At 39.7% G+C, this 14,749-nt stretch carries 15 protein-coding genes; 9 read left to right on the top strand and 6 right to left on the bottom strand.

Annotated elements, in window-relative coordinates; genetic code table 11:
* Positions 1–238 precede the first annotated feature (238 nt).
* The 7 genes from VRU48_RS08065 to VRU48_RS08035 all read left to right on the top strand — a co-directional run bounded on the left by VRU48_RS08065 (position 239) and on the right by VRU48_RS08035 (position 5,625).
* On the top strand, positions 239–889 hold the full coding sequence (locus VRU48_RS08065; RefSeq protein ID WP_330107410.1) for a hypothetical protein: 651 nt from the start codon (positions 239–241) through the stop codon (positions 887–889).
* A gap of 196 nt (positions 890–1,085) precedes the next feature.
* Positions 1,086–2,126: a RelA/SpoT domain-containing protein gene (locus tag VRU48_RS08060; protein ID WP_330107409.1), complete on the top strand. Its 1,041-nt coding sequence runs from the start codon at positions 1,086–1,088 to the stop codon at positions 2,124–2,126.
* Between the two features lie 352 nt (positions 2,127–2,478).
* Positions 2,479–3,516 (top strand): hypothetical protein, encoded by a 1,038-nt coding sequence (locus VRU48_RS08055; RefSeq protein ID WP_330107408.1) that lies wholly within the window; start codon positions 2,479–2,481, stop codon positions 3,514–3,516.
* Positions 3,517–3,552: 36 nt separating this feature from the next.
* Positions 3,553–3,942, top strand: coding sequence for a hypothetical protein (locus tag VRU48_RS08050; protein ID WP_330107407.1), 390 nt, complete (start codon positions 3,553–3,555; stop codon positions 3,940–3,942).
* Between the two features lie 111 nt (positions 3,943–4,053).
* Positions 4,054–4,254: a hypothetical protein gene (locus VRU48_RS08045; protein ID WP_330107406.1), complete on the top strand. Its 201-nt coding sequence runs from the start codon at positions 4,054–4,056 to the stop codon at positions 4,252–4,254.
* A 36-nt stretch (positions 4,255–4,290) separates the two neighbouring features.
* Positions 4,291–4,707: a hypothetical protein gene (locus tag VRU48_RS08040; protein ID WP_330107405.1), complete on the top strand. Its 417-nt coding sequence runs from the start codon at positions 4,291–4,293 to the stop codon at positions 4,705–4,707.
* Between the two features lie 456 nt (positions 4,708–5,163).
* Positions 5,164–5,625 carry a JAB domain-containing protein gene (locus VRU48_RS08035; protein WP_330107404.1) on the top strand — a complete coding sequence of 154 codons (462 nt, stop codon included), beginning with the start codon at positions 5,164–5,166 and terminating at the stop codon, positions 5,623–5,625.
* A 790-nt stretch (positions 5,626–6,415) separates the two neighbouring features.
* Here VRU48_RS08035 and gap read toward each other — a convergent pair.
* Genes gap through pfkA form a run of 3 tightly spaced genes read right to left on the bottom strand, consistent with a single transcriptional unit; the run spans position 6,416 to position 9,266 of the window.
* Positions 6,416–7,420 carry a type I glyceraldehyde-3-phosphate dehydrogenase gene (gene gap / locus VRU48_RS08030; protein ID WP_330107403.1) on the bottom strand — a complete coding sequence of 335 codons (1,005 nt, stop codon included), beginning with the start codon at positions 7,418–7,420 and terminating at the stop codon, positions 6,416–6,418.
* Between the two features lie 5 nt (positions 7,421–7,425).
* Positions 7,426–8,268: a hypothetical protein gene (locus tag VRU48_RS08025; RefSeq protein ID WP_330107402.1), complete on the bottom strand. Its 843-nt coding sequence runs from the start codon at positions 8,266–8,268 to the stop codon at positions 7,426–7,428.
* An 11-nt stretch (positions 8,269–8,279) separates the two neighbouring features.
* Positions 8,280–9,266: a 6-phosphofructokinase gene (gene pfkA / locus VRU48_RS08020; protein ID WP_199141935.1), complete on the bottom strand. Its 987-nt coding sequence runs from the start codon at positions 9,264–9,266 to the stop codon at positions 8,280–8,282.
* 123 nt (positions 9,267–9,389) lie between these two features.
* On the opposite strand from pfkA, the gene VRU48_RS08015 reads away from it, so the two are divergent.
* A complete protein-coding gene (locus VRU48_RS08015) occupies positions 9,390–10,079 on the top strand; it encodes an NUDIX hydrolase (protein ID WP_199141936.1) in 690 nt (229 codons plus the stop codon).
* A 124-nt stretch (positions 10,080–10,203) separates the two neighbouring features.
* A complete protein-coding gene (locus tag VRU48_RS08010) occupies positions 10,204–10,668 on the top strand; it encodes a T9SS type A sorting domain-containing protein (protein WP_330107401.1) in 465 nt (154 codons plus the stop codon).
* A gap of 377 nt (positions 10,669–11,045) precedes the next feature.
* Here the strand turns inward: VRU48_RS08010 and VRU48_RS08005 are convergent, their stop codons facing one another.
* From VRU48_RS08005 to VRU48_RS07995, 3 genes are all read right to left on the bottom strand, one after another.
* Entirely contained in the window at positions 11,046–11,897 is an 852-nt protein-coding gene (locus tag VRU48_RS08005; RefSeq protein ID WP_330107400.1) for an N-acetylglucosamine kinase, read from the bottom strand.
* 275 nt (positions 11,898–12,172) lie between these two features.
* A complete protein-coding gene (locus VRU48_RS08000; protein ID WP_330107399.1) occupies positions 12,173–13,951 on the bottom strand; it encodes a SusE domain-containing protein in 1,779 nt (592 codons plus the stop codon).
* 8 nt (positions 13,952–13,959) lie between these two features.
* Positions 13,960–14,739 (bottom strand): hypothetical protein, encoded by a 780-nt coding sequence (locus tag VRU48_RS07995; RefSeq protein WP_330107398.1) that lies wholly within the window; start codon positions 14,737–14,739, stop codon positions 13,960–13,962.
* Between the last annotated feature and the right edge of the window lie 10 nt (positions 14,740–14,749).

Here is a 14,749-nt window from a genome sequence, read left to right as displayed (position 1 = left end):
AACAAGTTTGCTCGTGTAGAACATAGTTAAAGGCGCACTATCGTGCTTTTTCTTTAACACCTCAGCTCAGTTCGCAGGCGGTGAGCGTTTGTTAATTGATAATTAGTGAGGATATTGCTATTTTCAGCGGATGGATAGATCATGTAAATAATGTCCTCATTAACCGAAGGTAGTTAATTTTATCAAAGTAAAAGGAAATATGGCTAGGAGACGTCTTTCATTTAAAAAGTGGTTAGAGTTGAACAAAATCTTCTTTGAGGTTATTGCATTCTCTATTTTAACATTAATGGGTATAATAGTTTCCTACCAAGCAAATAGAATTGCTGAAACCCAGACCTATTTAACAAAAAAGGGTATGCTTCCTCAGATTGAATTAAGGACTAGTCATGAGCCTGATACGGTGAAGCCATTTGTTAATACAAGGTATTACATATTTAATCGTGGAGGTCAATTGTCAGACTTTAATATAAGCGTTGACTCAAGGCTTATGTTTATAAGTACAGGTATTAAGGATGTTGACACAATTTCATTAGTAGTTTATAATTATTGGGATTTGCAAACGACATTAACAGGCGATTCGCAAGGTTTGCTTGCGACCTTTACAAACGGTCATAATAGTATGCACGAGCAAAAGTTAAGAAGTGAATTGATAAACCTCGGTTATTTTAGTATTGAAACCTTTCTGCAAATTAGTTACAAGAACACTATTGATGATGATATTAAAACAGAGTACTATCAGCATGGAAATAATAGAACAAAGCTATCAAGAGCTGAGTGGGATAAAGCCAACGAAGAATTAGCATTTGCTAAAGTGAAACTTTCGTTTCAAGATATCAAAGCGGACACAATCGTTTCATTATTAAAAGTCAAGCGTGCATTTAAACAATAGCATTATTGAAGATTAGTTGTATGAGTGTATTAATGCTGTTTCAACTAAAAAGAAATCTAATACGTGTATTGATTTTTTGAAACCTTTAAATACAGATGAAGAACCACAACAACCAAGTTTAGACTTATATAAAGAAATTAGGTATGACTTGACATTTGTAATCGATTGGCTATATTTAAGAATTAACAATCTCTAAATGATACATAGTCGTAAGAAGATCAGTAAGGCTGGAGAAACTATAATGTCCTCCAAATCCATTGAAGATCGCAATGAAGCACTTCAAATCATCAATGATTGGAGAGCTAGTCATATATTACCCTTACTTAACCGTAAGAACTCATTGCTCCGATTAATGAGCAAGAATAATATAGAAGCTATCATTGCATCACAAAGACTTAAACGGCTTTCTTCAATCGAATACAAGCTAGACCTAAATCCAAACATGCGTCTAGGTGGAATGCAGGATATTGGAGGTTACAGGATAGTTGTAAAAGACGTACAAAGTCTGTCAAAGCTATATAAGTTAATTCGAGGACAACGATCAAATCATAAACTTGACAAGATTTCAGACTATATCACAATACCTAAGTCGTCTGGTTATCGGAGTATACACTTTATATATACCTATTGTTCTAAACAACAAAGGTATAAGGATATAAAATTAGAACTTCAGATAAGAACACGTTTGCAACATTCTTGGGCAACCGCAGTTGAGACTGTTGGACTAATAACAAACACTTCATTAAAATCTAGCCAAGGCTCAGATCGATGGTTGCAGTTCTTCAAGGTTGTGAGCTCATTATTTGCAATAAAGGAACAGCTCCCAAAACTTGATATACATAAGGACGTTAGCATGAAGGACTTGATGATTGAGTGTTATCACCTGTGCGAAGAATTAAATGTCATTCATACTTTAGAAGCCATTAAGGTTACTATAAGTAGCATGAACGCAAAAGGTTTTCCAGACGATTACTATTTGATCAATATAGATTTTGATAAGTTGCAAGTTAACCTTGTGGTGTACAAAAAAACACAACTCAAATACGCAACGGAAGACTATCTCCTAATGGAAAAGGATATCGATAGCAGTCAAAATGCAGTCGTGCTAGTGTCTGCAAAGAACATGCGCGCTTTAAAGAAAGCTTATCCAAGCTACTTTCTTGATACCACTGAGTTTATTAAAGCTCTAGCAGGTATACAGGCAAACTGTTATCACAGGGGGTACGTAGCTCTCTAATATTTTTCTAGAATGCAACTCTATAATTTAAAACAGGAGTATATATTAATCATTTGCACAAATTTAAGCCAGTACCCTCCAAGAAATTCCGTTTTGGAGCAAACTAATGTTCACCTGTTTATAAGGTCAACCTAGTTAATCATTTCAACTACTAACCTTTTAAACAGTACAGGGCTAACAAGCAATTACAAAAGCCAGCTCACCCAATATCCGAAATTTTACTCAAGGGTATTAAAATAAGAAATATTAACAAAAAATGGATATTGCTTGACTTTGGCGTCTTTGTCTTGTGTGCAATACATATTTAACCAAATTCATATCTTAGAATAAAATTTAATTAACTCAACTCTCAATGGCAAATCGTGCACCTTCTGAAGAAGAACTTCATTATCGAAGTTTAATCAGCCTTTTTAAATTCGCATTAGCAGGCGCAGGCGCAGTATCTATAGTACTTGGTCTTTTAATTTATTCCAATGGAAAAGAAATGAGAGATGACTTCAGAGAACAGCGAAAGGATATGAAAGATGAGATAGCAGAAATGAAAAGTGAGCTTAATGAAGCAAAAGCCGTGATGAAATCCGAAGCAATGGCGCTTATAAATGAGACTCGAAACTCCGTTGGGCAAACCAAGCTTGATGCCATTAATCAAATTTCCGAAGTCAAAAATACTTCAACGTTAATAGCGAAGGAAGAAGCTACAAGAAGCATTAATACTGTTTTTGACAATAAAAACCTTGATCAATTCATTGTTGATGTAGCAAAAGAACGAATAGAGCCACAAATCAAATCTCTGGTTGATAGTAAAATAGCTGAAACTAAAGCAAAACAAAAACAAGCTTTACTAGAGAATTTGAAAAGTCAAGATAGAATTAAGATTATAATGGGCTTTCAAACATTACAGGCAAACCCAGAAATCGATCTCTCCGAATCACAAATCAGCCTAATCGTAAATGAAGTTAACAAAACTAAAGACGAAGCGCTTATCAATACTTTAGGTGCCATGTTCTTAATGAGAAAATCCGAAGCCATTAATAAGTTTTTCCTGAAGGCATTAGAAGCGAAAGGCGAAAATGAACAGTTGCGTACTACCGCATTCCAATACTTTTTAATTAATGAAGAACAGTTAAATGAAATTATACCCTACATCATTGATGTAATAAAATCTTCATCAAGGCCTCAAGATGGCTATAGTTACTTTATAGATCAAGCTAGTAATCTAAATGCCAAAGCGTTAATATTGCTTCTTGACAATAAAAGCATTGTTGATTTTGTTTATGATAAAATGGGGATAGAAAGTATAAAGGTATACAAACAAGAAGTTCGCTATACAATACGCAAAAGGGTAAAAGATAATTTGATTAATGGGACTTATTTTTTTTCTAGGCAATGATTAAATGGGAAAACATGCACATAGTCAGCATTCATTATGGCAATAGAGGAAAGAGAAAGCACATATAAACTTCTATCAGGATTGATTGGATTGAAATTTCATTCCCAATTAAAAGATAGCGGGATTGAATTCGAAAGCTTGTATCGCATGACTAATCTTGCTACTGGAAAGGAAAACCATTTGTTAGCTATCAATGGCAAAGATATTAAGTTTGTTACGCCACGAGATTTTGTCTTACATTTTTCAAGATACCTTACATCTAATATTGAGGCGTTAGATACAGAATATAATCGATTAATTAACATACAGGTAGACGAGTTTGTAGATGAAGTAACATTAGAAATGAGATGTAAAGAAGTCGATTACTACAGAATTAAACAAAGGGAACTGTTAGAAAAGATGATCCATTTTAAAAGTGAACTCTGAATATAGGGTATGATGTAAGTTTTAAACATCTATCAATCGAATAACTTAATCTTCATATCTTTATTTGAATAGATAAAATAAATTAATAAACCATTAAACATCATTTAAAGCATGGCTATTAGAACAATATTTGAAGACGACAACAACAACGAAATGAATTGTTACCTTAACGATAAAGGCCAAGTATACATAAATATCAGTGCCAAAGACTTTGATGCACCATACGATGGAAATTTTATTACGCTTGACAAATCCGACGTTCAAGAGCTTATTAAAATGCTAACGGAACTTGAAAGCTCCATGGATGAATAATAATTGAAAATAGGCTTAGTTTTAAAAACAACAATAATGAGGGAACATTTAGCGAACCTGCTCTTTGAAGAATTTAAGCAACAATGCTTGTTGGATGAATTACAGGAGAAAGGTATTGATTTGTCGAATGTCTGTGTAAACAATTTAGATATCGTGCTAGACATCATTGGCTTTCCGAAGGATAATTCTAGTATTTATGATCTTGAACATTTTCATTCCAATGACAAAGTTAGAAATGAAAGGAAGAAAATGGTTGATAAGAATTTGTTTCTTAGAGATTGGTTGTTTGATAAATATTACGAAATGTTTACTTTGCTTAATACCCAACACGAAACCTATGTTACAGATAAAGGAATACAAATTAGATCAGGTGCCGATAGCGAAACTATCCGAGCTGAGCTTTTAGATTATATAGATTGGCTTTACAACGAGTTCAACAAACTATCTAAGTGAAATTAAGGCATTGTGGCTCTTGCTTTCTTGCTTGCAGGAAAGGTCGGCACTGAATTGTTTATAAGGTCAATTTCATTAGTCATTTCGGCTACTGACCTTGTAAATAATAGAGGGCAAAGAGGCAAACCAATAAACCATCCCAACTCAATATCCAAAATTTTGTTTACTGGTATTAATAAGGAATATTAACAAAAAAATGAATATTGACCTAATGAATGCCTAGCTCATCCAAAATCTAGTCTTACCCTTATATAACAGTTTTTTGAACTAAAAATGGATGAAAAATAATAGTATATATCATTAATCACTCAACAAATTTAAGCTTGTCTGCTCAATACGCCTAAAGGAATTCCGGCATAAACGCTCACGTGGCCCTTACCCTCAGTCTATTTATTCCGTTCCTGCCTTTGCTTAATTGAGCTGAAAGCTTGCCCTCGTACCATAATTAATAAAAATATGGTACAACAAGAAAACACATTCAAAGTGGCAGAGGTTGAAGTAACCTACAGGCCAAAATTCAAGGCATTAGAAAGGCCTAAGATCACTACATCAGGACAGGCTTACAGTTTGCTTCTATCAAGATGGAGTAAGGGAAAGATAGAATTGTTAGAAGAGTTCAAGGTGGTTCTGCTAAACAGAAATAACAGAGTGCTAGGGATTGCTGATATTTCTCAAGGTGGAGTTAGCGGTACAGTGGTTGATCCTAAGATAATCTTCGCTATTTCCTTAAAAGCTAACGCTAGCTCGATAATTCTCTGCCATAACCACCCAAGTGGGAACATAAAGCCTAGTGATGCAGATATTCAATTGACAAGGAAAATGGTTGAAGGTGGAAGGTTGTTAGATGTAACAGTTTGGGATCATTTGATTATAAGCAATGAAGGCTATTATAGCCTTGTTGATAATGGAATGATATAAAAAGGCGGGGACGAGAGCTAAGTTTAAAAGTTAAAATAGGGACGAGATAGGGGATGACAGGGACGAGAGACTAGCAAAACTTACTTCAAAACTGTAAGTTTGAAAATAAATAATTAACAGATTAAATAACTACTCTAACTACAGTCTGTTTCTATTGCTTCAAAACAGCGCATAATTGGCTATAAAAAAGAAAAGAGACATCGCATCCACGCATGTCTCTTTTTCTAACCAAATATAAACCTGTATGAACGGGTTATCTTTAAAATTTCCTGCACAAAGGCAGAGAAATATATGCTGTCAATTTTTGACGCGATGCCCAGTGTTCAGAGCCATCACAGTGCAAATATAGAAATAATTTCTGATAGTGTAAAAAGTACACTATTAAAAAACGCAATATTCCATTTCATGTTTTTGACATGACAAATTGCTTCTCCAAGCGCTTTTCCGATACTAAATGCAAAAATAGTTCCAATATTTGAGGCTGCGGCCGGAAAGGTGTTAAATTTTTGTTAAATGTAGGGCGGGCGAGGTATACCACTAAACTTTGGCTACAGATTAACAGATTAAATGATATTCCGTATGGCGTACGTACAGTGTTGCGGTTTGGGGTCTGGTCCTACTTTGGTAAAAGTATACCTGCCGCATCAGCCAAGGGCGATTGAAAGTAAACGGAGATTTATTGCTAAGCTTAAAACTAATGACAACTAAAAATCTGTTAATCAGTGGCTGATTAAAACAAAAAAAGGCAATGCCAATAGACACTGCCTTTTTGATACGGTATAAACCGGAACTATTTTAAAGAGCCATAGTACTCTACAAACTTAGCCAAGGCCGAAGAATAGCCCCACTCGTTGTCGTACCAAGAAACTACTTTTACAAAGTTGTCGTTTAACGAAATACCTGCGCCAGCATCGAAAATCGAAGCGTGGTCGTCGCCGATAAAATCTGAAGAAACTACTTCGTCTTCGGTATAACCCAAAACGCCTTTCAACGGACCTTCAAGCGATGCAGCTTTCATGGCATCCTTAATTTGTTGGTAAGTAGCTGGTTTTTCTAAACGCGCAGTTAAGTCAACCACCGAAACATCAGCCACAGGTACACGGAACGACATGCCGGTTAATTTGCCTTTTAGCGAAGGAATTACCTTGGTTACCGCTTTGGCAGCGCCTGTTGATGAAGGAATGATGTTAGAGAAACCGCCACGGCCACCTCTCCAGTCTTTGGCCGAAGGACCGTCAACCGTTTTTTGGGTAGCAGTTACTGCGTGTACAGTGCTCATCAAGCCTTCAATTACACCAAAGTTGTCGTGCAATACCTTCACAATAGGAGCCAAGCAGTTGGTGGTACATGAAGCATTCGATACCACGGTTTGATCGGCAGTTAATTGGTCGTGGTTTACGCCCATCACATAAGTTGGGATGTCGTCATCTTTTGCAGGAGCAGAGAATACCACTTTTTTGGCACCAGCGGCAATGTGTTTGTTGGCATCGGCACGGGTTAAGAACAAACCGGTCGATTCGATCACGATTTCTACACCAACTTCGTCCCATTTCAAATTAGCCGGATCTTTCTCGGCAGTAATGCGGATCGTTTTGCCGTTTACTACCAAATGTCCGTCTTTTACCGCTACGGTACCGTCAAAACGGCCGTGGATAGTGTCATATTTTAGCATATAAGCCATGTAATCTGGCTCGATCAGGTCGTTAATGGCAACAATGTCGAGGCCTCTTTTCAAGGCGGCTCTGAAAACAAGTCTGCCGATACGGCCAAATCCGTTTATTCCTACTTTAGTCATTGTATTTAATTTGAATAATAATGAAGTAAATTATGTATTGGTTCTTTTGTTATGGTAATGATATGAACGTCGTGCTTTTGGGCCACCAGCCTTAGCCTGTCTTGGAAAGTGCCGGCAACAGTACCCACAAAGTGGATTTCCTGGCCTGGATGCTGCTTAACCGTTGGCATCAGGTAAGTGCTGAAATAGCGCTCGAAAGCCTGGTCAATCAGCTGTTCAATGTATTTGTTGTTTCTCTTGTCGATATAAAACTCTAAAAAAGAGCTGAGGTAATTCTGTACGTTGGGTTTTTTGTAGATGCGCTCCAAAACAAGCGGACGGTCAACGTTGTAGCGTTCTTCAAACTGCTTCTTCAAATCCTGAGGCAACTTGTCTTCGAGGTACTGTTTCAGCAAGATCTTGCCCAAGTAATTGGCAGAACCCTCATCACCCAAAATATAGCCTAGGCCAAAATTGTTCTGTTCCGGACGTTTGCCATCAAAATAGGCGCAGTTGGCCCCGCTTCCCAAAATGCCTACAATACCGCTTTGGTTGTAGCAGGCCGCGATAGAAGCACCATATAAATCGTCGTTTACCTTGATTTTGCTGTTCCTGAAAAACTGGCCTAAGGTGTTTGCCATCGATTCCTGCATGCCTGGCGAAGAAGTTCCAGCTACAAAAGCATAGATTTTCTTGATGCGTTCGGCGTGGTTGATCAGGGTAATCTCCTTGTTAAGCAGGTAAAGGATGTGCTTGGGGTCGTTAAAACAAGGGTTGATGCCCGGTATGGTGCATTCTGCTACGGTTTTGCCCTCGTTAGAGATTTTCCAGAAGGCGCTTTTAGATCCGCTATAAACTACTGCTATCATTGGTTTGTTGATTAAATGGATAGAACGTGGGTCATTTCTAGTAAATCACTCTCCAATTTATAGTTGTGCGTATTCAAGGCATCTTCTAAGCTGGTTAGCTTGATGGCATTGCCGTAAAGTCCAACCATCTGCATGCTTTCGCCGGCTATCAGCGCATTGACTGCCGCATAGCCCAAACGGCTGCCCAAAATACGATCGAAGCCACTAGGGCTGCCCCCACGTTGCAAATGCCCTAAGATAGTTACTTTGGTATCATAGTGGGTGAACTTTCTTTTTACGCTTTTGGCAATATCGTAGGCGCCACCATATTTGTTGCCTTCAGATACAATCACAATGCTCGACGATTTTTTGGTCGAAGCGCCTGCCTTTAGTTTAGTAATCAGCTCTTTGAGCGAAGTTTCTCTTTCGGGCAAAAGCACGGCTTCGGCACCGCTTGCCACGGCAGTTCTTAAGGCAATGCAGCCTGAATCCCTGCCCATTACTTCGATAAAAAACAAACGGTCGTGCGAATCGGCCGTATCCCTGATTTTATCAATAGCTTCGATTACGGTGTTGATGGCTGTATCATAGCCCAAAGTAAAGTCGGAGCCGCTCAAATCGTTATCGATGGTTCCGGGTACGCCAATTACGTTGATGTTGTATTTTTCGCCAAAACGCTTGGCCCCGGTAAAGGTGCCGTCGCCACCAATTACCACCAGTCCGTCTATTTCTTTTTCCTGCAGATTTTTGAAGGCAAGTTCCATGCCCGCCTCTTCTTTAAAAGCCAGGCACCTGGCCGTTTTGAGGATGGTGCCGCCCATGTGTAAAATGTTACTTACAGAACGGGCATCCATCGGAATGATGTTGTTGTCTATTAATCCCTGATAGCCCTGCATTACCCCGAACATGTTTTTGCCATGGTAAATACCGGTGCGAATAACGGCTCTAATGCAGGCATTCATGCCGGGCGCATCGCCCCCAGAAGTAAGTACTGCAATATTTTTAAGGTCTTGTTTCATTATAATACACGAATATAAGGTGTATTAATTACACTAAGTAATTTTTTTTTATTATTTTTATGGATTAACCGAGCAAGTGTCTTTATTTTGTTCTCATATTTACATATCTAAAACGTTAGTGTTTTGAAAGAAGTATTACCTGTATTTAATTCGGCTGTTTCCATCGACTGCGTATTGTTTGGCTTTGATGGTGGCGAACTTAAGATCCTATTGATAGAGCGCAACGAAGAGCCCTTTAAAGATTGGTGGGCCCTGCCGGGCAACCTGGTAGGGGTGAATGAAAGCCTCGACCAATCGGCTTTGCGTATTTTGCATGAGCTTACCGGTTTGAGCGATATCTACATGGAGCAGTATTATACTTTTGGCGAAGTAAACCGACATCCGCAGGGCAGGGTTATCACCGTGGCTTACTATGCCATGTTGCGCCTGGGCGGAGACAAGGCCCTGAAACCACTGACTTCTTATGCCAAAAGAGCGCAGTGGATCAATGTGAAAGATTTGCCTAAATTGGGTTTCGACCATCAGCATATTTTTGATAAGGGGCTCGAAAAAATCAAGCGCCGCATTAAGCACCTGCCTATTGCTTTCGAACTTTTGCCAGAGAAATTTACCCTAACTCAGGTACAGCATGTCTATGAGCTCATTTTAGGCAAAAAACTGGACAAGCGTAATTTCAGGAAGAAGATTCTGAGCTTCGGCGTGCTCAAGGAACTGGATGAGAAGCAGAAAGGCGTTTCGTTCAGGGCCGCTACCTTATACAAGTTCGATAAACGGAAGTATGCCAAGCTCTTTGGAAAGGCTATTTCTTTCTAAAACAACGCAGTTAGCTTCTTGGTTTTTTGAAACAAAGCTTGCTAACGTAGCTTTGAAAAAAATATTATATTTTCATATAAAAATTAGTTTCGATGTGTTATATTTACACTATCAACCTTATTGAATGAAAAAACTCTACCAGATTATTTTACTTTTTGTTGGCTTAATTGTGATGGACACCAAGGTCCAGGCGCAATCGAGTGGTGTTTTGCCTTACTTGGGCGTAGCTCAGGTAAATGCAGATAGCCTAACTACAGAAGGTTTCCTAAGCGCCGACCTCAACAACGAGTCTAGCTGGGAGTATAATCCATTTGGCGTTTTTCAGGTGATCAACTTTACCAACTATCCCAATCCAGCCGCTACTTCTACGACGATTGCCTATCAGTTAACCGATAGAGCCAATGTAAGTTTAAGGGTGATAGACCTTGCCGGCAAGCAATTAGCCGTGCTGATCAGTAAACAAGCACAAGATGCTGGCAAAAAGGAATTTTTTTGGGAGCTTTCTAAGAACAACATTACTTCTGGCATGTATATTTTAGTCCTACAGGTAGACAACAAAAACTACAGCCGAAAAATCATTGTACAATAAACCTAAACTAAAAACCAACCTAAACAAAAGTCCTCGATTATTTCGGGGATTTTTTTTGCTTTGAGAGTTCCATTGTTAAATTGTTGTTATTGTTGAATTGTTTAGGGGATAAGCTTTAGGCTTTGGTCTTTTGGCTTTTCGGATGATAGCTCCATTGTTAAATTGTTTTTATTGCTGAATTGTTTAGGGGATAGGCTTTAGACTTTGGTCTTTGGACTTTTGCCTTTTCGGATGATAGCTCCATTGTTAAATTGTTGTTATTGTTGAATTCTTTGGAGGATAAGCTTTAGACTTTGGTCTTTTGGCTTTATCCTTGAACTTAAATAAAAAATCCCCGGAGTTTTGCTTCGGGGATTTTATTTTGTGATTGTATGAAATTACTTTTTGCTCAGATGGTATTCTACTAAATCGTCTATTGGCGAACGGATGATTTTGCCAACGCCCATTTCATAGCGATCGGCCACAATGCTTAAAATATCCCTGAAGCTATAGCCTACAGAACCTACGCAGTTTAACTCGTGATCTTTGTAGTTAGGGTAATGGATAACCAAGTTCTCGAAGAAAGCCGTAAAACCGTAATCAACTACAGAAGTGGTATAATCTTCGTAGTTTTCCTTGAAATCGTAAATGAACTTGCTAAAGCCTGCGCAAAAACGGTTAGGCAACGGTTTGTTGTAGATATGGTCGAAAATATCCTCGTTGGTTAAGGCATAGTTGTCGTAAAAGCTTTCTCTTAGGCCTTTGGGCATGTAACCTTTCATGTAGTCGGCCAAGATGCGTTTACCGATGAAGCTGCCGCTGCCTTCGTCGCCTAGGAAATAACCTAAAGAATCAATGTTCAAGGTAATGTCGTTACCATCGTATAAACAAGTATTGGTGCCGGTACCCAAAATGGCAGCAAAACCTGCTTCGTCGCCTAAAAGTGCACGGCAAGAAGCCAGCAAATCATGGCCAACATTGATTTTCGCATTCACGAAAACCTTTTGCATGGCATCGGCAACGATTTTTTTGTTCGCATCGGTAGAACAGCCCGCTCCGTAGTAATAAACTTCTGTTAGTTTTTCGGGTTCTAAATGATCGGGCAAAGAATTTCTCAGGGAGCTTTCGATGTAATCGCCTTTAGAAAAATAAGGGTTGTAGCCCTCGGTATTAAAATGGATTTTTCTTCCGGCTTCATTGATCAGGCACCAATTGGTTTTGGTTGATCCACCATCTGCAATAACTATCATTTTTTGTTTTTTAGTTTAGTAAATCGGTAAAAAAAGTCTACCAATATATGTGCCTTTTTTGAAATAAAAAATTAAAATTGAGTTTTTTATTCCTTAACAATTCCTTGATGTTAAAGATTTGAATCTATAGTTAAAACATCGGTTTTTTGTAAAGTGTATTTTATACACTATTTAGGCCTAAATCAGACCGGATTTTTAATTGGTATGCGGTGTTTTTCACAAGAAAAAAAGCCCCCCGAATTTTCGGAAGGCTTTTATAACAGTTTTTATGTTTTTTAATTTTTGGTCAGCGTATAGGTTCTGTTGTATTCGTCTAGAACCACGGTATAATTGCCCGCAACAGTAATGCCAATATTGGCGCCACCTTCTGCGATAACACCTGCTGCACCACCATAGTTGTAATCCCAGTTGCCTTTGGTAAAGATAAACTTGAACTCGCCTACAGCAAGGTTTGTGGTTACTGTCCACTTGCCGTTGCCTTGGTAAGTCATGGCCGGTAGTGCGGCATTACCAGGAGAGTTATCCCAGCCACCTGCAGTAGCGTTACCTACTAGGAATACAGTACCATCGGTTACCGAATATTTAAGGTTTTTGATGTCGGTGCCATCCCAAACAATACGTTTCAGGCCAGTTGTGCCCGTAAATGAGAAGTTTGATTCGCCGGTTTCAAGCATGGAACCGTCAGTGGTGCCCTTGCCATAATCTCTAGAGCCCGAAACGCTTCCATTGCCCCAAGCATTGCCATCGATCATTTTCCATTCTTGTCCGCTAGTTAAGTTAACAAAGCCCAAGAATTTATTTGTAGCAATGAGCGAAAGGGCTTGACTAGGGAAAACACCTGGAGGATTCCAGCCTGCTACGGTTGCCGAGCCTACGGCGCCCATCTGTCCATGATCGGCCTGTACATAGTATTTCAGGTTTTTTGAGTCGAAGGTCACGCGGTAAACGCCGCTAGGACCATAGTTTTCAATGTTGACTTCATTCTCAACCAAGGCATCGCCTGGCGATCCAGGTTTCATGCCCCAATCTGACGAATTTAAGCTGCCACCTGGCCATTGTTGCTGGTTCAGGAATTTTAAGCCACCGTTGCCGGCATTCAGTTTCACGTAGATATAGAAAGTACCAGGATTTGCCGCATCCGGAATCATTTGCAAGGCACTCTCAGCTGTCCAGCTCGCAGGTGTATCGCCACCTACCAAGAACATTTTAACTTCGCGGGTAATCACCAAATCGTTTACGTAGTCGGCGGTTTTCTTAAAGTTGCCCGAAGTCGCTTCTACGGTCCATTGCAAGGCAACTGGTGTAGCCTGATCGGTATAGCCGGCTGCGGTCAGTTTGTCACTGATGTCTTTATAGCCCACAGCCAATGCAGAATCAAGCCCCGAATTGTTGGAGGTATAAGTGAATATCGGATTGTTGAAATCGCCTCCTTTGGCTACAAATTTCACTTGGTATTTCACGGCATTTGCGGTTACACCCGGAAAAGCTTTTTGCCATTTGAAGTTCAGGAAGTCTGTGGTCGAGTTTGGATTGATGACCACCGGCGTACTTGAAGAAACGGGACCATAAAGCAAGAAATTGCTCACACCATCGCCCATGCGCGTGATGGAAATGTTCATGGTTGCCGTATTTACTTTTACGGTTCCATTAGTAGCCTGTATGGCCCAAATCAGGTCAACTTTAGCACCATCGGCAACAGCCTTGGCTTTTAGCGCGTCGTCTAGCTGTTTTTGGGTAAGGTTCAAGCTGGTTGCAGTGCCATTGTTATCGGCCGGAAATTCGATGAATGGTGCATCAAGACTTCCGGTTTTCAAGGCTGCGATTAATTTATAAGTTGGTTTGGTGCTTACGCCTGGTGTGGCGGCGCTCCAGGTAAAGGTAACCTTGTTGCTTGGCGTGGCCGAGTTGAGCACCAACATGGTATTGTTTGCAGGCGCAGTACTTGCAAATGAGCCCAATGCTTCGCCTTTAGACAGCTCGTCGAATTCTGTTTTTTTACAGCCGAAGGCAATTGTTGCAACTGCCAATAAAGTGTATAATATCTTGGTTTTCATATGCGAGCTTAATTAAATGGGGTATAAACTACTTCGGTAACTGGACCAGCCACGGGTACATTGGCTCCATTGGCATCTTTTACGCTTCCGGTAAACTGGTAAGTAAACTTGGTGAGCTTGGTGCCTGCGGTTAGGGTGATTAAGCGTTCTGGAATGAACGAGTAAGAATACAGTATGTTCGATTCTTTAACAGTAACCAATGCCGTTCTCGTAGCCACAACTGCTGGAACAGGGGTTGCATCGTTGTAAAAAACGAGGTTTACTTTGACGTCGAACATACGTTGTAGGTTTTGGTCGGTGGCTAAATCCTGATGGAAGTAAACCGTAGTCATATCGGTTTGGTCCATCTTAGAAGGGAAAACCCTGAATTGCATAGGAACAAACACCAAGGGGTCGAACTTGTAAGGTTTGTAATCCTGTGTTTGCTTGGTACCATCCTTGGTTTTGGCCAGGAAGCCGAAGTTGATCAGCTCTGCCGGACTTTGTCCGAAAAGGGTAGTGCCTGTAAATTTAAACGTAAAAATATTGGTGCCGGTTTTGGTCATCTTGGCGGCATCGGCCGAGTTGCCCCATTGGCCATTGGTCAATGCATCTTTGCCACCACCAACGCCATCGTTAGAGAAAGCCCAGATGTAAATGTCGTTTAGGCCGGCAAGCGGAGTACCAGAAACGTTTAATGTAATGGTTACCTCGTCTTCGGCGGTAAAAGTAGCCGGACTAAGCGTTACCTGTGCAAAGGCAAAGGTTGCGCTCAGTATAAATATGATAGATAGTATTAATTTTTTCATGACGAACTAT

It is taken from the genome of Pedobacter albus, assembly GCF_036324255.1.
GTDB lineage: Bacteria > Bacteroidota > Bacteroidia > Sphingobacteriales > Sphingobacteriaceae > Pedobacter > Pedobacter albus.
The sequence above is the reverse complement of the archived record's forward strand: the minus strand, read 5'-3'. Positions and strand labels throughout refer to the sequence as shown.